Source organism: Pirellula sp. SH-Sr6A, from assembly GCF_001610875.1.
Classification (GTDB): Bacteria; Planctomycetota; Planctomycetia; order Pirellulales; family Pirellulaceae; genus JBKCUI01.
Genome location: NZ_CP011272.1, coordinates 5,094,713 through 5,117,630, shown reverse-complemented (window position 1 = coordinate 5,117,630; position 22,918 = coordinate 5,094,713). Strand labels below are relative to the sequence as shown.

The window sequence follows — 22,918 nt, the reverse complement described above, 5'->3', positions numbered from 1 at the left end:
TGTTAATTCCGATTCAGGAACTCATCTAAATTGAAAACGATATTGATGACCAATGCGAGCGAAGCAACGTCGAGGTCCGATGCGGTCGCGCTCTTTGGCTTTTCACCCAACTGGGCGATCCGGCCCGCGTCTTCCGGCGAGGCTGCCAGCCTCTCCCGGAATTGGCGATAGGCATCGAGCAAGGTCTTTGATTCCGAAACGGTTGCCGGACGCAATAATGCCTTGTGTACCACGTACTGAATCTGCTCTTCGGATTGGAGGTACCCGGATTCGATGGTCTTCGCCGCAAGGTATCTTGCCGCCTCCAGATACTGAATATCGTTCATCAACTGCAACGCTTGAAGCGGGGTGTTGGATCTCTCTCGCCTCGAACAGAATTGCTCTCGATTGGGAGCGTCAAAATTGGTCATAAAGGGAGGCGGGGCCGTTCTCTTCAAGTACGCGTATATACTCCGTTTGTAAAGGATGGGGCCGTGATCCTGAACGTAGTAACGCGTGTTGGAATCGCCGTAACCGACGGGCTCCCAAATGTTGGGTGGTTGATAAGTCTTGAATCCAGGCCCTCCCATTTCCGGATTCAGCAACCCGGACACGGCCAAGATATTGTCTCGGAGTTGCTCGGCATCCAGTCTCAAACGAGGTCCTCGCGCGACATACCGATTCTCGGGATCCAATGCCAACTGGTCTGGCGTTACGGACCCGAATCGCTGAAACGCTTCCGTCATCACCAATTGCTTCATCAACCGTTTGACATCCCAACCATGGTCTCGGAAGTCCACCGCGAGTTCGTCCAGCAGACGTGGATGTGACGGAGGCGTTCCCTGCGTCCCAAAATCGTCGCTGGTTTTAACAAGGCCCACACCAAAGACTTGCTGCCAAAAGCGATTCACGGTGACCCTCGCCGTGAGCGGGTTCTCAGGGGAGACCAGCCACCGAGCAAGATCCAGACGATTGAGAGGTGCATCTTTTTGTTTGGCCAGTTTTGGCAGGATAGCCGGAGTTCCGGGCTCAACCGGCTCTCCCTTTTGATCGTACTGGCCGCGAGTCATCACAAAGGCTTCCCGCGGTTTTGCTACGTCGCCAAAGACCATCGAACCTGCCAGGGAGTCCTCGAGCATCTGGCGTCGAACTCCCGCTCGCCTCCATCGTACTCGCTGCTCCTTGAGTTCATCGGAAACGGAATCCGTGACGTAGGCGAAGTAGTATTCCTCGACCGACGCACGTTGCTCCTTTCCAATATCGCTTTGTGCCCCCTGCTTGATTGCCTCGGCCTGTTTGCCCAATGCCAATGGAAGTGACTTGTTCTTTTGGGTTGTCCACCAAGTCTCCAAACCGCTGCCATCGGCAGAGCTAAACTCTCCGGTGGCTACAAATCCGTCCCAATCGCAATTGCCGCCAAACAGCCCGATGTGCAGATCCTGCACTTCCTCGGCGGGTAGGTCATTGAGCGAAACCGACAGCTGAGTCCAGACTCCAGGAACAGGAAGGGGCCCTGTGGGGCTTTTTGCGCCTCGATCGATCGACATGGCATCCTCAGGGGAGTTGGCCCAAGTCCAACGTGCAGACTTGCTCCCTGCCTTCACGGACACCGTGATCGCGCTTGCCGGCTCGTATCGATCGAGTCTGACCCAGAACTGCAGCGTCCCATTCTTGGGGACTTGAAGTACAGGCCAGCCTCCTGAGATCGTCTGTTCGAATCGATTACCGAACGATTGGCTCAAGAACCGAACTCCCATGGGAGCCGAGGATTCCATTCGCCAATTCTCTTTATTTCGAGACGTGTTGCGAGTGCGGCTTTCCAGGGGAAACTCGTCATCGATCCAAACTTGGGACGCGCGATGGGGAAGATTCTCGCCAGCCTGCACTCCTGCGCTGGTGATGGGCGTCCGTCGCTCGTAGTTTCTGGCAATTTCGAGAAGCTTCTCTCGCTCTGTGTTTTCTTGTTGCTGCAGCGCATCGAGTTCCTTCTGCTGTTCCGCAGAGATTAGCCGCTTGAACGGAGCGGTCGTCGAGATATTCCCATCCATGGCGGGATCGGCTGCATTGTAGAAAAACGCATAGAGCGAGTAGAACTCTTTGGTCGAAAGGGGATCGTATTTATGATCGTGGCATACTGCGCATCCGGCGGTGAGCCCCAACCAAGTCTGCACTGTCGTACTGGTTCTATCGACCGCATACCGGAACAAGAACTCCTCGTTGATGGCTCCCCCTTCGCTCGTCGTAACATTGCAACGATTGAAACCGGTTGCGATCCATTGATCTTGGGTGGGATTGGGGAGCAAATCACCCGCAATCTGGTCAATTGTGAATTGGTCAAAAGGCTGATTGGCATTGAAAGCACGGACAACCCAGTCTCGGTATGCCCAAATCGATCGATCGTTGTCCAAATGGAGTCCGTGCGTATCTCCGTATCGAGCCAGATCCAACCAATGCTTCGCCATCTCCTCTCCGAAATGAGGACTGGTCAAGTACTTGTCCACAATCCGTTCGTAGTTTGCACGCGATGGATTGGTGCTCAAACTCGTTACATCGGCAGGATCGGGGGGAAGCCCGGTCAATGTCAACGCAACACGCCGCACGCGCGTCGCAGCATCGGCGATCGGATTTCTCTGCAAGTGATTCTGATCGATGGCGAGGTTCAGTTCGCGATCGATGTCGATTTCGCGATCCGATTTCTTCAAGGGTTCGAACGCCCAATGCTGTTGATAGGTCGCTCCCTGCGCGATCCACTTCTCCAACATCTTCTTTTCCTCTTCGCTCAACTGACGATTGGCGGAGGGGGGAGGCATGACCGACTCCGGATCCGTGGAAATAATCCTTTGCCAAACGAGGCTCTCTCCCAGGCTTCCCGGTTTGATCGCGGCCGATTCCCCTTCCCGGATAGCGTAGGCATCCGACGCCGTGTCCAGTCTCAGTCCCGCTTCTCGTGTTTTGGCATCCAAGCCATGGCAACGAAAGCAGGTTTGCGAAAGAATCGGGCGAATATCGCGATTGAATTCAATCGGCTCGTCCCCTCTCGCCGGAGAGCTCGCGATGCAAACAAAGCAGAAAAGGGTCGATAGAAGGAGGTTCCCAAGAATGGCTTGGGGTGAACGCTGCATCATGGTGAGATTGGATCGGTAGGGGGCGGGAGCGATTCGCGGTCTTGTGATAACCAGTATATCCGTTGAAAGGAACTTCGCGCTTCGTTCGCTAGTCAAATCCCAGTCGAGGCCCGTTTAGTCCGCAGGGGGAGCCGGACGACTTGGAATTCCATTCGGTGCATCGACCGACGTGGACGACGCGGACGGTGCAGCGGCTTCTGTCCGCAACGAATGCAGGCGGTTCACATCGGCCCCTCGAGGAAAGTTGCTGGCAAAGAGTTCGAATTGCAGTACATCGCTCAGGGGCTGAATGGCGGATTCCTCGACGGGACGCTTCTTCCAAGGAATCGAAAGCTCGAGACCGCGTTCCTCGGCGAGAAGTTTCGATTCGGCGGTCAAAGGAAGTTGTTCGCTCATGCCATTGCGAAGTCGAGCTTCCACGAGTTGCTTAGTGACCTCTTCGTCGTAACAGTTGTCGATACCGCGAAAATCAAGCCATCGGGACAAATCCTCACCTTGATTGGATTCTGCCCAAAACTTCCAGTCTTCGCTCGCGGCCACATCCCAAATCACAATCGATTCCATGCCACCGAACACGCATTGTCGCGCCGTTCGTGTCACCGGAATCGGAGTCGTATTTCCAGTTACCCAGGAAGCATTGATCCAGGAACGTGCGGTCCAGGTCGTGACATTCTGTAGATCCATGACGATGCGGCTCGCGCCGCGCGTCGTTGCATTAACGCGAGGTAACTGAAGCACCGAACCACTCAATGCGAATAGGGAATTTTCCCACTTGCACTCCGCTCTCACCGGTGCAACGACTTGCAATGCATCGCCGAATCCGGAAAGGATAATGTTGCGGACATGGATCTGGGCAGGAGCCATCAACCCCGAATTGTCATTAGGAGAAGCTGGCAGAAGGCTGGCTTCACACCGAATTGCAGCGGGGAGAGTGGAGAGTCCGCTCATCGTTGCGTTGGCATCGATCGCGATGCTGCAATCCTCCAAAACCAATTGGCCTCCGCTTCGGCATTGAAACAAGGCCTGGCGGGCATCTTTGGCACGCCAGACGAAGTCGCAGCCTACAATCCGAACTTGGCTGTTGCCACAGTCCATCCAGGCTCTCGAGTCGGTCAGTTCGGTGCTGGGTACATCGACCTCGATCGTGCATCGCTGTCCAGGAGGGCTCGTGATTGTCAGCTTGCCCTGCGTTCGACCGAACCCCCGTAAATTGGATAGACTTCGGAGCGACGTCGACTGCAATACGATCTTCGTAGCATCTGGCGTCAAGTTGATTCGCTCCATGGCTTGATCCATCGTGGAAGCAAGCTGTCGATTGGTTTCTAGTTGCTCCAGACTGAAGCGGTTATCGACGACGATGCTCCCTGATTCCGCCGGAACGCTGAGCACCGGTGTCGAACTCTCCACCCCTTTCGCGGTAGCATTGATGTCGCGATCAATCAATTGCAATTCAGGAAGCACGACACGCGGGATTTCGAACTGCCCATCTCGAAGCCCCTTCGCTTGCATCCAAAACATGACACCCGCGATGCATGCCAACGCAACCGCGTGAGGAAGCATCCAACGGGCCCAAGACCCCGATCCCTCCGAGACCAACTCTCGAGGGTCCGTGTCTCGAGTCCATTGCAAGTTCTCGAGGATCGCCAGGGTCTGTAAGTCGTCGATCAAGTCGACCGGTTGTTGATATCGATCTCCTGGACGTTTCGCGATCATCTTGCGAAGTATCGCGATGAGGGAATCGCTCAACTCCGGGCGGTGGGCCCGCGGGTCTTCCGGCATCTTGGTCCCGTGCATCAAGAGCTTTTGGAGAGCGGTTCCTTCTGGAAATGGGGGCGAACTGGTTAAAAGGAAATACCAAGTACAACCGAGCGAGTAGATATCGCTCCGCACATCAGCATCGCGGGGATCGTGCGCTTGCTCAGGTGAGATATAGTCGAACGTACCGAGCGTGACACCGCTCGCGGTGAGATCGTTGGTCGAACGATCCATCTCGGTCACGCGTGCCAGACCCATATCGACTATTTTTGCGTGACCATTGGCGGTAAGAACGATGTTCGATGGCTTGATGTCTCGGTGCACGACCTGCCGGTCGCTCGCATGCTGCAACGCTTGCGCGACCTGCCGCACCAGGAAGACGGACTGGTCTACCGACATCGGACCATGACGCAACACCCATTCGCGAAGGTTGATCCCTTCGACGAATTCAAAGACGATGTAACTCCATTCGGCTGTCTCGCCGACATAGTAAACCCGAGCGATGTTGGGGTGGTCCAACTTGGCCGCGGACTGGGCCTCAAATCGAAAACGTCGCATCGCCTCGGGATCGCGACCCGCTGCTGGAATCGCCTTGATCGCAACTTCGCGATTAAGCCGAATGTCTTCGCCGCGAAAGACGGCGCCCATTCCGCCGATACCAACAAGTGATTCGATTCGAAAGTGATCAAGCTGCTGGCCAATCAATGCCTCTGCCGCGGCGTGCCATGCCAAACGAAACGTACCGCGAGGCGCGCTGGCTGGTGCTGGATCCCCCACCGGAACTCGAGCTCGAATGACAGTCCGATCCAAGTCCCCCTGGGGACGCAGGTTCGCTCCGTGGATCTGCGTTTCAGTGAGCTCGGACTCGTCACCGCGATGCAGCTCTGGATCGGAACGATTCGAGCTGCCCATGCTAAGCCGTTCTCACTCGATAGGACCGGTCTTGGAACTGTCTCGATCGTCGCGAACCCATCGCAACGGCTCGCTCGACCATCTTCAACTTTTTATAGACGACCGGCCGATTGGCAAAACGTTCCAGCGATCTGCGATACTTCAAGAAGAACATAAAGGTCTCTGCGAAATCTTCGCTCGCATTGGTTGTCGCGTAGTCCGTGATGAACTGGCTAAGCAAATAACCATAGAAAAACTTCAATTTGGCCGCCTCCGTTTTGCGGCGTTTCTTCCCAGCCTGATACACAGGATCCTTCTTCACTCCTTTTCGCCACGTGTCGTAAGGCATCGACGTGCAGTTGCTGTATGCAGCCCCAAACGTTCGAGGGAACCAATCCTGGCGAAAGAAGGATGAGTCTAAATAGTACCAAGCATGCGCGTATTCGTGGCGTATGGTGTCCGCCAAAGTCATCCCAGGCTTATACGGGACATGGGGCAAATCGCGGGGAAGATAAATCACCCCAGGACGATAACCTCGGGCTGCGTAGTGCCCGACCCGTTCAAAAACGTATCCTCGCTCGCCCCCGCTCTTCTCATTGGAAATACAAAGCTCGACAGCATCCAAATAGACGCCATCGGCGAGCAAACCTACTTCGGCAAGTTCATGTCGGACTAGATTGTATGCACGGTCAACATTGGCCATGGTTTCAAGAAGCGTTCGGTCTTCGTGGAATGGTATCCAGGCCCTGGGCCCGGAATCAAAACGGCGACGCCTCCATGCTCTCAACAAGTCTGCTTCGACCGGTCCCGAACCGCAAACCGATTTTAGGAAAAACCGCCAACCACCCAAAAGGGGGGATGCTAAGGGCGGCGCTCCTCGCAAATCGGTCAGATTCGAAACCTTCCGTCATGCAGTCGAAGCGATTCTTACCGGGAGAAAAATTTCGGCAATTCCCCGATGAGCCCCTGCATTAGACTGTCTACTTCGAAAGAAGTAGTACGGGGAGATTGCCGGTTGTGCAGCCAGTTCTTCAGGGCTGGAGGGAAGCCGGGGGCCCCGGAACAGGGCGCTATTAGCAGACCCAATTCAACGAATGTGGACCGGTAGATGGACTCTCTGCATTTCTGGTTTTCTGGTCCTGAGAGACTTGCATTCCTTGTTTGGATGGCTTTCCAGCCGCGCATAAAAAAAGGCCCCCAAATGGGAGCCTTCGTTCGACGGGCAGTGCGGGAGGGGGACTACTTCTTGAAGCGATCGACGCTGATCTTGATGACGCCCAAATCGTTTTTGCCTTCTTTGAGGGTCATTTGAGTAGAACCACGCTTCCAAGTCTCTTTCTTGCCCCCCACGGTCACTTCTTCAATCGATTTGTCTTGGCTCTCATGCCAGAGCTTGAAATCGATCGGAACCCCGGCAGGAAGCTTCTCGATTTTGATCTTTCCGTCTGCATCGCTGATACCGACGTAAGGGTGGTCGTAGACCAGAACATACGCGTTCATCCAGGGGTGGATATTGCAATCGACTTTCGTCGCCGCTTTCTCCTCCGACTTGGTGGCGATGTCGACCGAGGTTCCCGCTGGAATCACGGGATTCTTTTCATCGTTTTCGAAGAACGAGAACTTGGCATTGTGCGGGACGGAATCGGAGTTCTTGACTTCGATCGTCTGGCCAACGCGAACAGCCATCACGTGCGGAATGAATTGGCACTTCACATTGTCCAATACTGCCTTCTGGGTGGGAACCGACCGAAGATCGGGATGGATATCGTTCGCCTTGAGCTTGGTCTTTCTCGTGTCGATGGTGAATACCAAGTTGGCGATCCCGTTGTTCTTTGGATTAACGACGAGATCCTCGAGCACAACGCCCTTAGGATCTGCGTTGCATTTGTCCTTCGCATTGGCATCGATCAGCTTTGGTTCCGGGGCTTTGCCGTCCAGGACAACCGTGAACTCAATATCTGCCCACTTTTGCGCTTGGACTACTTCGGGCACTACCAAGGATCCGGCGACGGCCAACGATCCAAACAGAAATGACTTCATAAGATGCTCCAACATTGGATTCGAGAGAAACGAGGGTTTGAGGCAGGAGGCGTATCTTCGCTTTTCACCAGCGTGTTATCCTACCCAGAATCTCGCGATAATCAATGAGAAGCCTGCCGACCAATTCAGTTCACGGGCTGGCTCCTCAGAACAATTCCTAGCCAACGGGAGAGGAAGAAATCCTCAAGCATCCCGTCGAACGATTCTCAGAGTTGGGAACGAGTTCTTCACTCGCCACACCCACCGAAAACATCTCAATCCAAAGATAAAACAAAATAGTGCGGCCGAGAGGAATCGAACCTCCAAGGGATTGCTCCCACTAGCCCCTCAAGCTCATGGTGAAGCCAAGGATGGTTGTCGGTTAGAGCTTTTTGCCTCAGGTCCAAATCGTGACCTAATCTGGATGAGCACGGATTTTCCCCAAGGACCGGGCATTTTTACGTCCAGAAAGTTGTGAAATGAACCTAGAGGAATTTGCGGAGATCTACTTTCAAAACCATGAATTCGGCATCGCAATAAGTTCTCAGAAGTGCTTCTACCTGCCAGCCGCCCGGCAGTTTTTGCAGGCAACAAAGTGCGACGACATCCAGAGGATCAATCAAACAGTCGCAAACCAATTCGTAGATTGGCTGAAGTCGCGGCCGATTTCGCCGGCGACTCAGCACACGAGGAGACGCGGTTTCGTTGTGCTGTGGAAGGCGGCGTATGACAAGGGGCTTTGTCCTGTCTACGACGAGTGCCGCAAGATAAAGGTCCCGAAACGAGCGCCGCGCGCGTGGCACATTGACTCAATTAGAAAGCTGATGACGGACACACTAGCGGATGGTTCCATTTGGACCCAGGGGATTGCGAGCTCGTCGTATTGGGGGTCGCTGTTTGCCGCTTCCTGGGATACTGGCTACCGACTCGGCGACCTTCTAAACATTGAGTACAAGTCGATCGAGCGGGATCCGTCCACAGGATCTGGCCTTCTGAATTTAGTTTGCTCCAAGGTGCAACGCGAACACATCTCGAATCTCAATCCCCAAACTATGAAATTGATTGATCGTTGCATGCTGGAACAACCCAAGCGAAGTCTTATTTGGCCGTTGAGATCCGATCGCCGACAGTTCTACCGAGATGCAAAGAAACGCTTTACCGACTCTGGATTATCAGGGACCTTTCGGTTTCTTCGACGTTCGGCGGTTACCTACGCGGAATCCATAAGTCCAGGCATGGGGCAAAAACTTGCTGGACACAAAGACTCTCGCGTCACTTGGGAGAGCTACATCGATCCGCGTCTGCTCCCAGAATGCACGGTGATTTTGCCCCCAGTTCTATAGATTTAGAGCGAACAACTAACCCCAGGGCCAGTCGTAGGACTGGCCTTTTTTAATCCATACAAAGCTTGTTTTAGAGCTACAATCTGCGATCGATCGAATACGGCAATTACCGGCATGTCGAAACGGTGCTCGATCTCGTCCCTTCAGAAAGCAACGAATGCAACCATGGCAACCGAGGAAGAAATAGAACGAGCGGTAGAGCAGGAGCGAGCACGTTGCCTCGAATTACTCATGTACTACCGGGAAGCATTTGATAAGTCATCTGACGAGATGATCGGACACCTTTGGTGCAGGATCTACAATCAGATGTCGATGGGAGTAGAGGCTAAGGATGCTGGATTCCAGCAGCAATTCTTCGACGACGAAGACTGGGACGACGAAGACGACGACGAAGACTGGGACGAGGATGGCGACACATCACTCCGAGTCGATGAACCCCATTAGTTCGTAGCCTCCATATTCGGCGTCGAAATCCTGCTCGCTCCAGACGGGATTGCCGATCCGATCCGCCACCGCATTGTGGGCTCGATGACTCCACCAATAGAACGCGAGTCGATTCCCAAATGGGGGTGGATCTGTCTGCTTAAGTTCGCGCCAATGCTTCCAGCAATCACCGCAGGGAACGGACCGGAGCTCCCATTCTTGAAACCATGCGGCAATGAGACTCCAGTCGGTGAGCTCGCTCGCGATGCGATGTAGCGATTCCCACCCGGGTGCTATTTCAAATGAGTAGAGCGTGTTCCTAGTTGATTCGCTGCCTACCCATCCGGATGGGGGAGGTCGCGAGATGCTCAGCTGATCGTGATTGTCCATGGCTCTGTCCACCAATTCATCACCAACGGGGCGCCCGACTCGAATTCGTCCTCAGCGGTGTCGACTGTCTGCACCTCGTCGTACTCATCGAAGTCAACGTTCCCCGTCACAGGTTTGGTTTCGTCGATCGGAACAGGAAACACCGGATAGGGATCGACCCCGAGAGGGCACTTCGGCGTTGGGTATCTCCAAGTGCAGGGCAGAAGAGAACTAGTGATGCAATCAAAGCTTCCATCGTACTTTGGAGAGGAGCCGAATCCGCTCGCGAAGACATGAGTGCCAGCGATGGAACAAACTCCAGTGGGGAGAGTCATCGTTCGATCCGCGAATTCCATATTGCAATTGAGTGGACTGATGGTCGAGTCCGTCAATCCCGTCGATGTGCTGCAGTCGAGACAATTGGAAACGTTGATTCCATCAAGCCAGTCTGGCTCGGTGGGCCTCGTGCCGGATCCGCATGTCCAAAAGTCGTTTGCTGCGAGCCCGGTCTTGAGTCCACAAGTGCCTAGATCGGATCGATAGCCGGTGTATGTAGCGGACCCCGAAGAGATGAACCGCTCTCGGAAGAACGAGAAATCGCGAAGCCTCCGCCAGTCCTTGTACCACACGCGAGCAGTCAGCTGGATTTGGGAATCAACCCAACATGCTTTGACGCCCACGGCGAACAAGTATCTCTTTGCGATGAGATGCCGTTTCGTCACTAGGTCGTAGTAGCTGGTTCGCGTGGAATCCTGCCATTCGAATCCGGCCGTCGTGCAAAGGTGATTGACGGTTGCTCTCCAGAGCTTGTCATTCACAACCGTGCTTTCGAAGGACCATCGGTACCGATACTCCTGACCGGCTGAGCTGACCGGCGTCGTAGGTACCGCGACGGCAGCCCAACAACAGTTTGCGGCGATGTCGCTGCCGATGTTCCGCGATCCGCTGTTGTGGAAGTCCGAACTCGGCGTGGATGGCCAAGGGCAACTCGCATTGTTGGCAGAACTTGGGGGAACAATTTCAAACCCCGGTGTAATTCCAAACGATGCGACTTGGTTTTTCGCGACGCGTATCGGCGTGGCAGAGAAAGAAACAGGATGGAGTCCATCCAAACTGGAGAAGCTCATTTGCGAAATATCCGGATTGACGGAGCTATCACAACAGGAGCAACACTTCTTAAAGAGCTTCATGGTGTTATGGACAGACTTCGAAGGCGCACCATCGACTGTCGATCGAAATGAGGATTAGAAGTTTGTTGCCTGCAATGGCAGAGCCGCGGTTCCATGCAATGACCTCGGTGTGATTTGCCCAGCCAGCTGCTGTTGGCTCCTGAAGGAAAACGGCACCACTCGTGTTTGCCCCCAGCCCTCCCGATTTCGTAAAGCCCCACTTGATACCCAGGGGGCGTGGCCTCCTTTGCACGGAAAGTTCTTGTCCGCCAGCTGCTCCGATCATCGCGAGAAGTAGGTCTGCATCCGACGGGCTGAATCCGACGATTTCCGGCCGAGCGTTCATGGTTGCCTATCGTAAGAAGGAGAATGAGATCTCAGGAAATTCTTTGAACTCCAACGTATCTGGTGTGGCGTTGTCGGACTTCTTTGTTCCGTCCGAGTTTAGGCAAACGATCTTGTCTGTTGCGATCCGCTCTCCGGTCGAAGTGAGGTAGCTGTAACCCATGTCGAGAGGGGTGTTGAGCCACTTGTTCTTTTTGTAGGCGACCGAGTAATTGATTCGTACGCAGTCGAACCCAAAGTAGAACCCGCGTTCGAACCCAGTCACCGTGAGCTTCAGAGTCTGGGCACCGAAGCCCTTGAAGATCGCGGAGTTGATAGTGTCGTTGCGATCGCCGATCTGCACGTCGGTTACAGTCGGGGCTTCGTATTGAAAGAAGTCGTAGACGATCACAGGTCTCCGAACGATCAATGGCTCTGGGAATTTGTCCTTTGCCGAATTGAGATAGGGCTTTGGTGGCGTTGAGAAGTCTTTGTAAATCACTTCGGGATAGGTCTCGACCTTGCCCGAGTATCGTGGGACCCAAGTCGTTGGATCCGGATTGGATGAAGTTGTTTGATTCTCCGACTCGGTCGACCACTCGCTGTCAACGAACCAGGTGAATGGGCTACCTTCGTCCTGTTTAGGATCGAGGCCTACGCATACGCAGTTTCCTCCGGTACCGGCAATGGTGGAGACCATCACCTTTGGAAGTCCAGCAGTCGAAAGAACATTAAGAATCGATTCGTTCCTCACATCAGAGAGAACGATGTACCGGTGCCGTTCGGTGTAAACCATGTTCGATCCGGACTTGCGGATCGATCCACCTTTACCTTTTTGAACCCCCTTGAGTAACGTCGCCATTATCGAGCTCTCCCAACGGTTGCGATTGATTGAATTGAGGTTAGCATTTCTCGTTGCACACCTAGGGAAGCTTCTGCAGCACGCTTCAATGCAACTTGTTCTGATTTAGAACTGTTCTCACGATCGAGCAGAATCTTATAAGCCTCCACTGATCCCGCTTGAGCACTGACAGCCCCCTTGTAGTCGGGCATATCCTTTTTCCCAGCGTCCAAGGCAGCTTTTCGGAATGTATCCGAGCCGATTAAACCCTGTTGCCGCATACCAATGAGTTCACGCATCGTTTCTCGCAATTGAGACGCGGGGTTATATTGCTTATTGAGGTCCGAAGCTTTCGACTCTAATCGTTGACGCTCCTCGTTTTGCTTCTTGAGGGCATTCGCTTGATCGGCCAACGCATCGATTCGAGAGAAGTTGAACATGCCGTGTTCACGCAACTCCGAATGCAGCGCGACGCGTTCGCGAATTTCTTGCTCACGTTCCTCAGCCTGCTTCGCGGACATCGAGCCAAGAATCTTTTGAATCTCTATTTCCTGCCTGATCGCATCGAATCGCTTCTTTACGGCCGCTTCGGCTTGTTGAGCCGCTCGTTGTCGCTCATCAGACTGCCGCTTCTGCTCCTTCCTAAGATCGGCTTCGGCCGCCTCTGCTTCTTTGGCCTTTTGCTTTTGTTCTTCGTAAGCAGCGAATTGACTCTCATTGTTGGTCAGATTCTTTTCCTTCTTGGCTGCGGACGCGGCAGCCTCATCGCGGGCCTTTTGGATAGCCTCGATGTTCTTGCGTCCGGTGTTGAAGGTGAAGGCAGATTCAATATCCTTCCCGACTTCCGACCAGTTCAGGGTGACGATGTTATACATCGTCGACTGGACGACGGTCACGAGTTCGTAAACGTCGTAGAGAACGCCTGCGAAGTAGGCGGTGTTGTCGATGATGCTGGGCAGATAGTCGAGGTAGCCGCTGAAACTGATCACCCCCTGACCGATCTGTTCGTAGATCACCTGCAGGACCGGTGAGGACTCAGCCGCGATTTGCCGCCATGCGCCCGTCGCAATCATCTCGAGTCTCCCCCAGGCATCGTTCGCGGCACCCACTTGTTCGGCTTGCGCGTTGCTCAGATTGACACCCGTCCGATCGGCCCAGTCTGCCATGTCGCGTAAAGCCTCCGGACCATCACGAAGGCTGGATACCAGAGAAGCTCCCTGTTTTCCAAACAACTCGTAGGCAAGAACGAGCTGGTCGGTTGGGTTCTGCAGATCCTGGGTTTTCGCCATGATCTCTTCCATGGCTTTGGCAGGGCCCATCTTCAAAAGCTCGCCCGCGTTGAGTCCCGCAGCCGAGAGCTTGTCGAACAGTTCTCCCGATTGTTTGCTCGCGGCGTCAGACAACCCAACGGTCATTTTCTGGATCGCGTTGTCAATCGAAGCAGGATCCATTCCCGAAGTCTCAGCGAGCGAGAGTCGCATCGTTGAAAGGTCGCGAAACGACATGCCCAGTTTGCTCGCAGAGTCTGCGATCTCATCGACGACGGCCATTTGTGCACTGACGTTGCTCCAGGCGATTGCCATTCCGGCGATCCCTGCGACGGCGATGCCCACACCAGCTGCCACGGCGGCCGCACCGGCCGCACCCAATGCGGTGGCGGCACGAGATGCACCACCGGCCGCCGTCCAAGTACTCCGATACGTCGCAGTCTTTACGAGTGCCTCATCGATTGATCTCTCGTAGGCTTTCTGAGCTTCTGGGGATCGCCCCTGCCCAACTTCAAAAGGTTTCAGGGAATTGTTTTGAGAAGTTGGACGCGGTATCAATCCGCGTCCCGCTCCAATTTTGGGCGCACCGGTGTTGATCACGGTGAAGTCGACGTCGATGATGTCGTCTGCTGCATCGGCTGCTCTTTCAAGCTCCGTCCTCATCACCTTGATTTCTTGGACAGCATCCTTGGATTTAGACTTAACGCCCTCCAGAGCTTTTTCGATGCGAGCTGCTCCAGCTGCATGCCGTGCGGCAAATACCGCATTAAGTGCTTGTGCAGTCGCTTGGAACACTTGAATCCCGGCCGATACTCCGGGGATCGCACCTAGCATGTCCGTAATACCGGCGGTGACTGCCACGGTGATCGGTTCGAATGAGGACATGCTGGATGAGAGAGAATCGAATTCTCTCTTTACCGCGCGCGTTTCGTTGATCGAATCGCGAAGAGCCGAGTCCGCTTGCTGGGTCTTTGCACCTAGCACGATATCTAGCGTTTCAACGACTGCCATCTAGGTCCTCGCGATCGATCGAATGTAGGTGCGAATGGAGTCGGAATAGAGCTTCAATGCCTGGCTCTTCGTGCTCCGCGCCGCTCGCCGCAAAAACTCTTTGGCTGGGATCTGTCGCCGGATGGCTATCTTTTGTCGAGCAGCTCGGCGAGCTCCCTCGCTCGCGAAGTAATTCTCCTGCCGAGCTCGGAAGTCTGAACCACGCTTCTTCAATCCCTTGGCCGCTCGGGATTCGCGTCGGAGTTGGTTCGCTATTCGGCGAGCGACAGCGTTGAGCTCCCCCCGACGGCTGCCGGTCTTCCATCCCCACTCTTGGAAAGCCGCATAAAACGTCTTGCCACTGAATTGGTTATCGCTCTTGGCGGTGGTGACTCGTGCCCCGATGCGACTCCTCGATCGCTTGATCGCTCGAATCTTGATCGATCGCTGGAGCCTGCCAGATCGTTTCGGGGCGTTCGCACGTGCGGCAGCCAACGTGGGTTGAAGAGCGGGCCTCGCCGCTTTGCGAATTGCTTCCTTTGCTTGTTTGCTTGTGAGCTCCTCAAGCTTTCTGTTGAGTTCTTCGGATCCGGTCAGAACCATCGTGATTTTGCGAGGCATGCTCTTGTCTTGATGATCGTAAACACGAAAGCCGTCCCTCTAGTCTCGCCCTGAGTAAGTGTTGACATAGAGAGACGGCCTCCAAGGAGTCTGAGTAGGAATCGTTTCCGCGGAAACTAAATCCCTGAAGCCTCGCAGATATCATCGAAGTCATCGTCGGAGGCCTCGGGGGTAGCCTCATACTGAAACTGCGATGGCTCCAGCCCGAGCGGCGATATGGACGCCGCATGCAGATCCAGTCGATCGAGTCCTAGGAACTCGAGCTGACAGAGGTCTCGGAGCTCTGCGTATTCGGCTGCACTGATGCAGCTGAGCCACGCGGTCCGCGACGGGAAGCCGAGGTAGAGGGCTGTTCGCCACTGCCATCTTCGCTCTTCGCCTGCGGGGCTCCCGCTACGGTGCTTTTTTTTAATTCCTCATCGAGACCGTAGATTCGATTCGCGCCGTTGCAGACTGTGAACAATCGGCCGATGATTTTGTTACCGGTCTCCGCGACATAGGAGACCAACTGGTCGAGTGTGTCGTCATCGGTCGCACTCCGTTCGTTCTTATCATCGCACAGGCAATATGCCACGACGAAGGATCGATACAGGTCTCGGGAGTCCTTGTCTGAGATCTCGTTGCGTTTCAAGAACGACGAATAAGCGTCATCCATTCGATCCTTTTCAACGGCGGTCAAGGTCGCGATATAGAAGAGCGTTGGCTCACCCGGCTTGAACAAATGTTGCAGCTCAGGTACCGCCACCGGATTTGCTCGGACGGCGGTTTCGCGGTTCTGTCGAAGTTTGGTTAGGTAATCCATGGCTTTCAAGTGTTGGTTGAAGTGTGAAATTAAACCCCAGTAGTTGCGCGTACCGGTTTCGCGGTAACCTTCGCTTCGATTTCCACCTTGATACCTTCGGTGCGTTTGACGCCACTTGGCGCAATCTTGTTGATTCGGCAGGTATAAGTGATGGTGTTGTAGGTCCAGGTAGACGCCGCGGGGGCAGTTCCTGTTCCGGTTCGACGGTACGAGACAACGATCGTCGCCTCGCGTTCGTTGATGTCGTCATTGTCAAAGAAGTCTTCGATTGCTTTATCGCCCGCATCGTCGGGGTCGTACATACCGACCAGTTTTAAACTACCGTAGTCTGGTGGGTCATGGTCGAGAGAGTCGACAGCATCGTCCTCCATGGTGGTGACATCCGTAAGTCCCCGCGAACGCTCTGGAGGTGTGAACTCCTCGAAGAACTCAAAGACTACTCCATTAATCGAGACCCGCGTTCCTGCTCCAAGCTTCTTCTTCTTTGGCATTTAGTCACCTACATAAAGCGTTAGCACGAATGCGTGCATACAAAGGGCGGAATCACCGTTGCCGGATTCAAACGCATATTCGTCATCTACCTCGTCGAGGTCGCTCGTTGCGACGGTCATGGAAGGTAGTGCGATTCCATCGAATTGAAGTGCATCAATCACGGCAGTGACCAATTGGTCATCGAATGTTTTGGTTACGATCTCGACCACATATCGATCCCTCAGAATCCCATCGCTGTCCATGAGGTCATCGGTGTTCGATCCTCGGCGAGCGAACCATATATGCGGATAGGTCGATGATTGGGGAATCTGTTGGTAATGGATTCTCCCCGCAATCTTCTGGTGAATCTCGGGAATCGATTTCAATCGTTCGCGGATGAGGTCGGGTAGGGTCGCGTGGCTCATCCTTGCAGGACCTCCGCACAGAGTATCTCTTGCTCGGTTTCGATCTCGTTATAAGTCTGGGACAACACGTTCAAGATCCGTCCGCGAAACAGAATGCGGTCTTTAAAGTTGGCTGCGCTTCGTCGGGTGGTAATTCTCGTCGTCACTTCAGCAACGATCTGACGATATCGTTCGAGTTCGCGCCCGCTAAGATCTTCGACCAACGCAGGGTGCCCAGAGGCGATTGTTTTCCAGTCCCCTTGTTCGTGACCTAAGTCATCGTAGTTTTGTTCACGTCGCTGTATCGTGATTCGATGGCGAAGCCTACCCGCCCTCATTCGCACACCTCTCCGGCCGTGTAGTCTTCCGCGGGTCTCAATTGCTCGAGCATTGCGACGGTTCCGTGTTCAATCTCTTTCGAGATCGTTCCAATGAGCACGGTCTCGCGGTTTTCGTACCAGTGCGAAGTGAGCATCAGAGCAGCTCGCGTCAACGTTTTGGGTACTTTTTCAACCTCGCTCCAACCCGCAGTGAAGGTAATGCTCACCGCGTTTGGGGTAGCTCGAGTACTTGGGAAGCACTCATGGTCCTTGAGTCGGAGGCTGAATCGGCCGTTGTCCGCCGGTTGTACTATCTTGTCGAGTTCGATCGACTGCACGGCACCGGTCGGATCCACATACTGCACGCTCGCAACCTCTTTTACAGGCCATACGGGCAGATCGATCGATCCTCGTTTCCGCGGAAACCGATCGAGCGTCATCCGATAATCTGCCATCGCGATGCAACATCCTAAATACTCCTCGATGTATTCGTGGGCTGATTCGATTGCTTCGATGATCCAATCGTCTTCGGTTGTATCGGGAATTCGCGAATTGCGTCTAACACGTTCGGGAGTGACCACCCAAAACGTGTTTTCGGAAATTCTCGCGATGCGCATTCGTAGGCTTCCCTGTACATCCAAAGGTCTCGAAACAATCGCTTCGTTGCGAAGCTGAACAACACCCATCGTCTAGATGCTGTGGCGAGGAGGTGGTGATCGCATTCCAACTCCATAACCCCGAGCCTTGGCTTGGCTCTCGCGATCGGGGACCGAAGCAATTCGATGGTGAAGTCACGTCGAAATCGCTTCGAGAGATCGAACCAACTGAGGTAGATGTCTCCGAAGGACTCTTCTTCCAAGTCCTCCGGATCCAGCAAACACGTTAGTTCCTTCGGCGACGTCCATTGGATGGCTGTGATGGTTGTGTTTCCGATTCGAGTTTCGAATTGACTTCATCGTCCGAGTTCGAGTCTCCACCGTCTTCGGACGATTCGGTTTCTAGGTCGGACTCGTCGGTCCGTTCCGAGCCAGGTTCTTCAATCGCCACCGTTACTGGCAGTCGAAAGACCGTTTCCAACTGCAATTCAGTCGGTTCGGATTTGAGTAGTCGACGGGCCTGACCCGAGTCAACAAGCCTTTCAGCTTCCTCGTCGGTACATTCCAAAAGTTGGTTGGGGATGATGGTAAAATCGGTCCCACCCAACGATGCGAGCACAATCACATGAGCCATAAAGATTGATCCTAGAAAATGCTCGATCGGGGCGAGTCGATCGAGCACGAAGGGAGACTTGAAACGCAAACGATGATTAAGCTTGGGTGAGCTTCTTCACTGGGCATGGGGCGTCAGCGGTCCAGCGCTGCAATCGTCCATCCATGGCCTGGTACCCCATGAACCCAACTTGCATTGTCTCCGCGAAGCGTTCAATGAGCTTCTTGATAACGATGTTCCCGACTTCTCGAACCTTGTAGTATCGGAAGTCTCCGTAGAGCATCGTTATTTGTGTGGTAGCGATCGTACTAGCCATGTACTGGTTGTAAATGATCGCTTGGCCGTTCAGAGTGTCTGGGACTCCATCCTTCAATCCGGATGCCCAAAGATATCGGCCTTGGGTATCCTTCAGCAGCCGCAAAGCTTGAATCACAATATCGTGGGCCATGTACATGCCATTCCCTCGATACGTTGGATCCACAGCATGCTGCAGTTTGACCGTGTCGTCTGCGCCAATGGCGGCGGCGAGTGCGGCCGTTACTCCAGCTGCAGCCTGTGTCACGACCCCTCCTGGCTGGGTGGTTCCGTTGCCCAACGTTGCGCGACGCAACTTGATGCGTCCTAGTCTCTCTCCAATCATGCTCCCCACAATCAGATCAATTCGGGGCAGGGAATCACGACTGAGTTGTTCGGAAACCTTGATGAAGTTCGAGGTGAAGTCGTAGGCTTTTAGAGAGAGTTGCTGTAGGACGGCATCTGGTTGAGCCAGCGCGTTGATGTCCTGGGCCTCGTTGATCTGAGTCCCTTCGTTCGCTGTGTCATCACCAATCGGCCACTTGATCTCCTCGCCCGTTTCGGTTCGCATCAAATCCACATATGCGAAGAATGGACTCGTTGCCAACATCGCCAATTCAATCGAATTGATGAAGGTGATTGGGACCAATTCAGAACCGGTCCCGACCCCACCCTTGCTCATGCTCCGGTGTTCTTCTTCGAGCCGATCTTCAAGAAGGGCGTGGTTTGTGAGCCTTGCAGCCCGTTGAAGCCGTTTGTGCTTTTCGGTGTCGAGCAATTGGCAACGGATGGATGGACGGCTAGGTTCTACTTCGAGTCGCTGGCACGCCGAACGCATATCGCGATCAATCAGATCGGGATTGATGTGCGAGACGATGAAGGCCCGCATGAACTGCCGCTGGTCCGCTTGACGTTGAGCAAAAGCACGAGCCTCCTCGCGATCCTCGAAATCCTCACCGTAAGCTCGACCGGTGGCCGGGTTGGTGTCATCGAGTCCAGGCTTTTGTTTTCCGTGTTGAGTCGAACGTCCTTCCCACTCGTTGATCTCGGTGATGCGGTTATTGATCGACTCGTCATCCTCGAGCGACTTCAGTTCATTCTTCAAGGAATCGTATTCGGCGTTGACCTTATCCCACGCGGATCGCGTTTCATCAGGCCAGAGACTGACTGCTGGATCTTTCTCGGAAGCCTTTTTTCGCTCGTTATACGCCGAGCCTTGTTTCTTGATCTCTGCCGCAAGCTCAGCAGCCTTCTTACGCTTCTCTGCAATTACACTCATTGTCTTACCTCGGAATGTCGGACCCACTATGAATTGACGGTGCAAGCCTTACCGGCTGCGATTGCTGCCCACCGTCGCGTATGAACGCTGGCAAAAGTGAGATAGTCCAACGTGCCAGCGTCTAGACGTCTGGCCCGTGAGAGTCACTGGGCAAATTCCGGGGACAATATACAGGCACAAAATTTACGGTTGCAAAGTACCTAAACCGGCGCGGTCGCCGCGTAGACAAACTGGATTGTGCCTCGATCCAAATCAAGGTTCGAGCTGTCGCGAATCCTCAGTGCAAAGAAGATCGTTCGTTCCAACTTGGTCAGCGATCGTGGCACCTGAACCGTGTAGCTAGCGCCCGAGATCGTGGGCGGGATCGTTGCGAGGTGCTTCTGGTTCTTGTCGCATAATACGAAGTCGCAAGTTGGTAAGAGAACTGGTTCGTTAGCGGCATCGCGGACTGTTCTGGCTATCGAAAGATCCGCGTCTACGCTCGCCTGGATTGTTGCAACAGAGTAATCCCTGTCGTCCATACCTTGGGTCGGTAGCACCGCAATCGATTGGATACGAAATACCTCAAGCCAATCGTTCCAGGATGAAGGTTGAGTTGATCCACGAAACAACCTCCACACCGTAGCAATGCTGGGATCGACTTCCACGCTGTAATGCCCGCTCTCACCTTCTATCGGATACTCCGCGTTGGTGTCCCACGCGGCAAGCGAGGAGCCTTCAGGGAGAACGTAGAAGTCCAGGACACCAGATTGTGCGGTAAAAGTGAGTGTTTCCATCGCTGCCAACTATTTGTTGTGAAGAGAAGTTTTTTACGCGGCTGCCAACTCTCCGAGCGTTTCGGCCAGTCGCTCTTGCACCATCTGCATGTCGAGGTCGGGCCAATAGACGGCTTTCAATGCACCGAGGATCGCCACCAGCAACGTCGGGAGCGATTGCTGCACGGACGCGTTGGATAGTAGATCGCTCATGAGTCCGTTCTCGACTGCGTCGCGTTGGGCCTTTTCGGCTTGGTATCCAGCGAGCTCCTGTTCCATTTGCGTTCGCGTCTCGCTTGGACCTTCAGGAAGTCCCGCGATCGCGGCCGTCAGCTGCGTGATGCGTTGAACGAGCTGCGCGTTGTAGGCCTCGCGTTGGGCCCGCGTCGCGGCGTCCTCGAAACTGAGCGTGTACAACGCAGGAGCGCCTTCCTCCTGTTCGGTATCGAACAGGCCCACTTTAAGGGTGATCGACTTGGCAGACTCGTAGGGGATGCGAGCGTCCCATTGCATCTCGCGCACGTAGAGTGGGATTCCACCGGCCGCTACTTCGGGTTCGCTCCACTCCGTGAACTCGTCGAGCGCGTCGCTAAACACGTCTTGCCACAATGCGGTGAGCGTTGGGAGGCCTCCGGCGAGCAGAATCGACTCGGCCCAAATCGTCTCCGGATTGGCGATCGTAGCTTGCAAGTTGGCAATCGCAGCGTTGTCCTGGTCGTTCTTCTGCGGCTTGGCTTGCAGCTTGGCCAAGTTCGCCTCGAAGAAGGCCTTCAGGGGGAATCGATACGTTGCGGCTGGCCCCTTCACGCTTCCCATGTAGGGCGTCACTTCGCACTCGATGCCGGGGAGATCGACCCCCTGGCGGTAAAGATCCTCACCGTTTTGAGCGTCGTAGCCGATAGGCTCCCACTTGATCGTGGGGCGCTTGGTCACGCGAAGGTGCGAAATGTAAGGCAATGCGGAACGAACTTCTGACATGGTTTCCTCGGTAGGTATAGCGTTTACTCGTTGGGTTCAGCTTCAGGCTCGGGCTCAGGCTCGGACTCGGGTTCAGGCGGGATCGTCATTCGGAGTGAATAAGTCTCCGGATCAATCGTGTATTCATAAGGAGGCATCCATTCTTCAGGCTCCATCGGTTCGCCCGAAATGGCTTCGATGAGGTCCACTAGTGCCTTCGCACTTGCAAAAAACCGAGCAGATTGACCGGGCGATGCCGCGTCCATTTGAGAGAGAATCTCGTTAACATCCTGTCGCGTCCGAAGCTGTTGGCGCGATTGGTACCAGAACCGTTGGAACTGCTCCCGTCTGAACTTGGCGAGGTTAGCGAGTGTCGAATTGCTGGAATCGAGCAACTCTTTCGCGATCAGCAAAGACTCGGGATTCGTAGGAATCGTCGGTGATGCAAACATTACGCTACCCATGCGGAGTTAGAAGGAAGAATGAAAGAACCGCTGGAGGGCTCGTCGCCTGCACCGATGCCTTTGCCCCAGTACGCGGAGCCTAGCTTGATTCGGTAGTCACCATTGAGAGCATCGACGAACTCATCGGCATCGGTCCCGGCTGCGGTGTAGTTGCTAGTGAATGGGACGTTTAGCAGTGAGTTGTAGTCAGCAGTTCCGTTGTTGCGAAATCGATTATTGAGGAGCCATACTTCGTCGTTGTTGGTTCCTAGCTCAACGCCATAAGTCGCGTTGCCAGTTATCATGTTCCCAGATAAAGTAATTGGAATACTTCCAGCTATACTTGCGTTTGGATCAACGTAATAACCTCTTCCGTTGTTGCTCAAAATGGAATTCGTTAGACCTTCTCCATACCAACTTGGACTGCCTGCGTTTATGTGAATCGCTGTACCCGGATTGTTCACGATAGTTAGGTTTTTATAGTTATTTGCCGGTTGCCATGAATTGGCGGTCAGTCCATGCCTTCCGCCGGATGAAGCAGACGCGTTTCCTTCTAGTCGGCAATTTATAATGTTGGCGTACCCTGAATCCTGAATGTCTATGATTCTGTCGTAGATTGAACCAGAGCATTTAAGTTTGTTATTTACAAAGTGCATACCAAGACGGGTTATGGAGAAGCATCTTGCAGACGCGTGGCTAGCCGTGTTTTCTAAATCACAAAACATAACTACTGGGGCACCGATGATGCTTCCGTTAGACGATACTATTGCTTTGATGAAAGCTACTTCCAGCCAGGTTACCCCGAACAACCCCACTCCGGAGCTAGACGTGAATAACGGGTAGTTAGTTGACGGGTAGATTGGTACT

Annotated in this window: 24 protein-coding genes; 3 read left to right on the top strand and 21 right to left on the bottom strand. The window is 54.1% G+C overall.

Translation table 11 applies throughout. The annotated features are described in order from the left end of the window. Nucleotides 1-2: 2 nt before the first annotated feature. The 4 genes from VN12_RS19935 to VN12_RS19920 all read right to left on the bottom strand — a co-directional run bounded on the left by VN12_RS19935 (nucleotide 3) and on the right by VN12_RS19920 (nucleotide 7,790). Entirely contained in the window at nucleotides 3-3,104 is a 3,102-nt protein-coding gene (locus VN12_RS19935) for a PSD1 and planctomycete cytochrome C domain-containing protein (RefSeq protein WP_146678449.1), read from the bottom strand. Between the two features lie 114 nt (nucleotides 3,105-3,218). Continuing rightward, nucleotides 3,219-5,771: a serine/threonine-protein kinase gene (locus VN12_RS19930; protein ID WP_146678448.1), complete on the bottom strand. Its 2,553-nt coding sequence runs from the start codon at nucleotides 5,769-5,771 to the stop codon at nucleotides 3,219-3,221. 1 nt (nucleotide 5,772) lies between these two features. Further along, nucleotides 5,773-6,453, bottom strand: coding sequence for a hypothetical protein (locus VN12_RS19925; RefSeq protein WP_146678447.1), 681 nt, complete (start codon nucleotides 6,451-6,453; stop codon nucleotides 5,773-5,775). Nucleotides 6,454-6,989: 536 nt separating this feature from the next. Beyond that, nucleotides 6,990-7,790: a hypothetical protein gene (locus tag VN12_RS19920; RefSeq protein ID WP_146678446.1), complete on the bottom strand. Its 801-nt coding sequence runs from the start codon at nucleotides 7,788-7,790 to the stop codon at nucleotides 6,990-6,992. An 803-nt stretch (nucleotides 7,791-8,593) separates the two neighbouring features. Here VN12_RS19920 and VN12_RS19915 point away from each other — a divergent pair. Next, nucleotides 8,594-9,112, top strand: coding sequence for a phage integrase family protein (locus VN12_RS19915; RefSeq protein ID WP_146678445.1), 519 nt, complete (start codon nucleotides 8,594-8,596; stop codon nucleotides 9,110-9,112). Between the two features lie 165 nt (nucleotides 9,113-9,277). Further along, nucleotides 9,278-9,556 (top strand): hypothetical protein, encoded by a 279-nt coding sequence (locus tag VN12_RS19910; RefSeq protein ID WP_146678444.1) that lies wholly within the window; start codon nucleotides 9,278-9,280, stop codon nucleotides 9,554-9,556. Here the strand turns inward: VN12_RS19910 and VN12_RS19905 are convergent. From VN12_RS19905 to VN12_RS19855, 11 genes are all read right to left on the bottom strand, one after another. Continuing rightward, a complete protein-coding gene (locus tag VN12_RS19905) occupies nucleotides 9,530-9,925 on the bottom strand; it encodes an ERV1/ALR-related protein (RefSeq protein WP_146678443.1) in 396 nt (131 codons plus the stop codon). The two genes, VN12_RS19910 and VN12_RS19905, sit on opposite strands and share 27 nt — an antisense overlap. Then, nucleotides 9,904-11,094, bottom strand: a complete 1,191-nt coding sequence (locus VN12_RS19900) for a hypothetical protein (protein WP_146678442.1) — start codon at nucleotides 11,092-11,094, stop codon at nucleotides 9,904-9,906. The genes VN12_RS19905 and VN12_RS19900 overlap by 22 nt, the downstream gene beginning before the upstream one ends. 4 nt (nucleotides 11,095-11,098) lie before the next feature. Next, nucleotides 11,099-11,419 carry a hypothetical protein gene (locus VN12_RS19895; protein ID WP_146678441.1) on the bottom strand — a complete coding sequence of 107 codons (321 nt, stop codon included), beginning with the start codon at nucleotides 11,417-11,419 and terminating at the stop codon, nucleotides 11,099-11,101. Nucleotides 11,420-11,425: 6 nt separating this feature from the next. Further along, nucleotides 11,426-12,259: a hypothetical protein gene (locus VN12_RS19890; protein ID WP_146678440.1), complete on the bottom strand. Its 834-nt coding sequence runs from the start codon at nucleotides 12,257-12,259 to the stop codon at nucleotides 11,426-11,428. Further along, nucleotides 12,259-14,517 (bottom strand): hypothetical protein, encoded by a 2,259-nt coding sequence (locus VN12_RS19885; protein ID WP_146678439.1) that lies wholly within the window; start codon nucleotides 14,515-14,517, stop codon nucleotides 12,259-12,261. The genes VN12_RS19890 and VN12_RS19885 overlap by 1 nt, the downstream gene beginning before the upstream one ends. After that, entirely contained in the window at nucleotides 14,518-15,117 is a 600-nt protein-coding gene (locus VN12_RS19880; RefSeq protein WP_146677734.1) for an HK97-gp10 family putative phage morphogenesis protein, read from the bottom strand. A gap of 250 nt (nucleotides 15,118-15,367) precedes the next feature. Continuing rightward, a complete protein-coding gene (locus VN12_RS19875) occupies nucleotides 15,368-15,919 on the bottom strand; it encodes a hypothetical protein (protein WP_146677735.1) in 552 nt (183 codons plus the stop codon). Nucleotides 15,920-15,948: 29 nt separating this feature from the next. Then, the gene (locus tag VN12_RS19870) at nucleotides 15,949-16,410 is read right to left on the bottom strand and encodes a hypothetical protein (RefSeq protein WP_146677736.1); all 462 of its coding nucleotides are present in this window, start codon (nucleotides 16,408-16,410) and stop codon (nucleotides 15,949-15,951) included. After that, a complete protein-coding gene (locus VN12_RS19865) occupies nucleotides 16,411-16,815 on the bottom strand; it encodes a DUF3168 domain-containing protein (protein ID WP_146677737.1) in 405 nt (134 codons plus the stop codon). Continuing rightward, a complete protein-coding gene (locus VN12_RS19860) occupies nucleotides 16,812-17,132 on the bottom strand; it encodes a phage head closure protein (protein WP_146677738.1) in 321 nt (106 codons plus the stop codon). The genes VN12_RS19865 and VN12_RS19860 overlap by 4 nt, the downstream gene beginning before the upstream one ends. Continuing rightward, nucleotides 17,129-17,731: a head-tail connector protein gene (locus VN12_RS19855; RefSeq protein ID WP_168164450.1), complete on the bottom strand. Its 603-nt coding sequence runs from the start codon at nucleotides 17,729-17,731 to the stop codon at nucleotides 17,129-17,131. Before VN12_RS19855 ends, VN12_RS19860 begins: the two co-directional genes overlap by 4 nt. 95 nt (nucleotides 17,732-17,826) lie before the next feature. Here VN12_RS19855 and VN12_RS25950 point away from each other — a divergent pair, with 95 nt between their 5' ends. Beyond that, complete coding sequence (locus VN12_RS25950; RefSeq protein ID WP_168164451.1) at nucleotides 17,827-18,000, top strand: hypothetical protein; 174 nt, start codon at nucleotides 17,827-17,829, stop codon at nucleotides 17,998-18,000. On the opposite strand, the gene VN12_RS19850 is transcribed toward VN12_RS25950, so the two are convergent. The 6 genes from VN12_RS19850 to VN12_RS19825 all read right to left on the bottom strand — a co-directional run bounded on the left by VN12_RS19850 (nucleotide 17,997) and on the right by VN12_RS19825 (nucleotide 22,356). Further along, a complete protein-coding gene (locus VN12_RS19850) occupies nucleotides 17,997-18,344 on the bottom strand; it encodes a hypothetical protein (protein ID WP_146677740.1) in 348 nt (115 codons plus the stop codon). The two genes, VN12_RS25950 and VN12_RS19850, sit on opposite strands and share 4 nt — an antisense overlap. Before the next feature lie 76 nt (nucleotides 18,345-18,420). Further along, on the bottom strand, nucleotides 18,421-19,896 hold the full coding sequence (locus VN12_RS19845) for a phage major capsid protein (RefSeq protein WP_146677741.1): 1,476 nt from the start codon (nucleotides 19,894-19,896) through the stop codon (nucleotides 18,421-18,423). 200 nt (nucleotides 19,897-20,096) lie between these two features. Further along, nucleotides 20,097-20,672 (bottom strand): hypothetical protein, encoded by a 576-nt coding sequence (locus VN12_RS19840; protein ID WP_146677742.1) that lies wholly within the window; start codon nucleotides 20,670-20,672, stop codon nucleotides 20,097-20,099. Nucleotides 20,673-20,705: 33 nt separating this feature from the next. After that, nucleotides 20,706-21,629, bottom strand: a complete 924-nt coding sequence (locus tag VN12_RS19835; protein ID WP_146677743.1) for a hypothetical protein — start codon at nucleotides 21,627-21,629, stop codon at nucleotides 20,706-20,708. A 23-nt stretch (nucleotides 21,630-21,652) separates the two neighbouring features. Continuing rightward, nucleotides 21,653-22,060: a hypothetical protein gene (locus VN12_RS19830; RefSeq protein ID WP_146675973.1), complete on the bottom strand. Its 408-nt coding sequence runs from the start codon at nucleotides 22,058-22,060 to the stop codon at nucleotides 21,653-21,655. Beyond that, a complete protein-coding gene (locus tag VN12_RS19825) occupies nucleotides 22,060-22,356 on the bottom strand; it encodes a hypothetical protein (protein WP_146675972.1) in 297 nt (98 codons plus the stop codon). Before VN12_RS19825 ends, VN12_RS19830 begins: the two co-directional genes overlap by 1 nt. Between the last annotated feature and the right edge of the window lie 562 nt (nucleotides 22,357-22,918).

Bases quoted from the DNA above. Each gene is read 5' to 3' on its own strand.
- VN12_RS19845 (WP_146677741.1), bottom strand. From the start codon at position 19,896: ATGAGTGTAATTGCAGAGAAGCGTAAGAAGGCTGCTGAGCTTGCGGCA.
- VN12_RS19855 (WP_168164450.1), bottom strand. From the start codon at position 17,731: ATGCGCATCGCGAGAATTTCCGAAAACACGTTTTGGGTGGTCACTCCC.
- VN12_RS19875 (WP_146677735.1), bottom strand. From the start codon at position 15,919: ATGGATTACCTAACCAAACTTCGACAGAACCGCGAAACCGCCGTCCGA.
- VN12_RS19915 (WP_146678445.1), top strand. From the start codon at position 8,594: ATGACGGACACACTAGCGGATGGTTCCATTTGGACCCAGGGGATTGCG.
- VN12_RS19930 (WP_146678448.1), bottom strand. From the start codon at position 5,771: ATGGGCAGCTCGAATCGTTCCGATCCAGAGCTGCATCGCGGTGACGAG.
- VN12_RS19870 (WP_146677736.1), bottom strand. From the start codon at position 16,410: ATGCCAAAGAAGAAGAAGCTTGGAGCAGGAACGCGGGTCTCGATTAAT.
- VN12_RS19905 (WP_146678443.1), bottom strand. From the start codon at position 9,925: ATGGACAATCACGATCAGCTGAGCATCTCGCGACCTCCCCCATCCGGA.
- VN12_RS19865 (WP_146677737.1), bottom strand. From the start codon at position 16,815: ATGAGCCACGCGACCCTACCCGACCTCATCCGCGAACGATTGAAATCG.
- VN12_RS19835 (WP_146677743.1), bottom strand. From the start codon at position 21,629: ATGTCAGAAGTTCGTTCCGCATTGCCTTACATTTCGCACCTTCGCGTG.
- VN12_RS19900 (WP_146678442.1), bottom strand. From the start codon at position 11,094: ATGAAGCTCTTTAAGAAGTGTTGCTCCTGTTGTGATAGCTCCGTCAAT.
- VN12_RS19840 (WP_146677742.1), bottom strand. From the start codon at position 20,672: ATGGAAACACTCACTTTTACCGCACAATCTGGTGTCCTGGACTTCTAC.
- VN12_RS19850 (WP_146677740.1), bottom strand. From the start codon at position 18,344: ATGGCTCATGTGATTGTGCTCGCATCGTTGGGTGGGACCGATTTTACC.
- VN12_RS19825 (WP_146675972.1), bottom strand. From the start codon at position 22,356: ATGATAACTGGCAACGCGACTTATGGCGTTGAGCTAGGAACCAACAAC.
- VN12_RS19860 (WP_146677738.1), bottom strand. From the start codon at position 17,132: ATGAGGGCGGGTAGGCTTCGCCATCGAATCACGATACAGCGACGTGAA.
- VN12_RS19935 (WP_146678449.1), bottom strand. From the start codon at position 3,104: ATGATGCAGCGTTCACCCCAAGCCATTCTTGGGAACCTCCTTCTATCG.
- VN12_RS19920 (WP_146678446.1), bottom strand. From the start codon at position 7,790: ATGAAGTCATTTCTGTTTGGATCGTTGGCCGTCGCCGGATCCTTGGTA.
- VN12_RS19910 (WP_146678444.1), top strand. From the start codon at position 9,278: ATGGCAACCGAGGAAGAAATAGAACGAGCGGTAGAGCAGGAGCGAGCA.
- VN12_RS19880 (WP_146677734.1), bottom strand. From the start codon at position 15,117: ATGCCTCGCAAAATCACGATGGTTCTGACCGGATCCGAAGAACTCAAC.
- VN12_RS19925 (WP_146678447.1), bottom strand. From the start codon at position 6,453: ATGGCCAATGTTGACCGTGCATACAATCTAGTCCGACATGAACTTGCC.
- VN12_RS19890 (WP_146678440.1), bottom strand. From the start codon at position 12,259: ATGGCGACGTTACTCAAGGGGGTTCAAAAAGGTAAAGGTGGATCGATC.
- VN12_RS19830 (WP_146675973.1), bottom strand. From the start codon at position 22,060: ATGTTTGCATCACCGACGATTCCTACGAATCCCGAGTCTTTGCTGATC.
- VN12_RS19885 (WP_146678439.1), bottom strand. From the start codon at position 14,517: ATGGCAGTCGTTGAAACGCTAGATATCGTGCTAGGTGCAAAGACCCAG.
- VN12_RS19895 (WP_146678441.1), bottom strand. From the start codon at position 11,419: ATGAACGCTCGGCCGGAAATCGTCGGATTCAGCCCGTCGGATGCAGAC.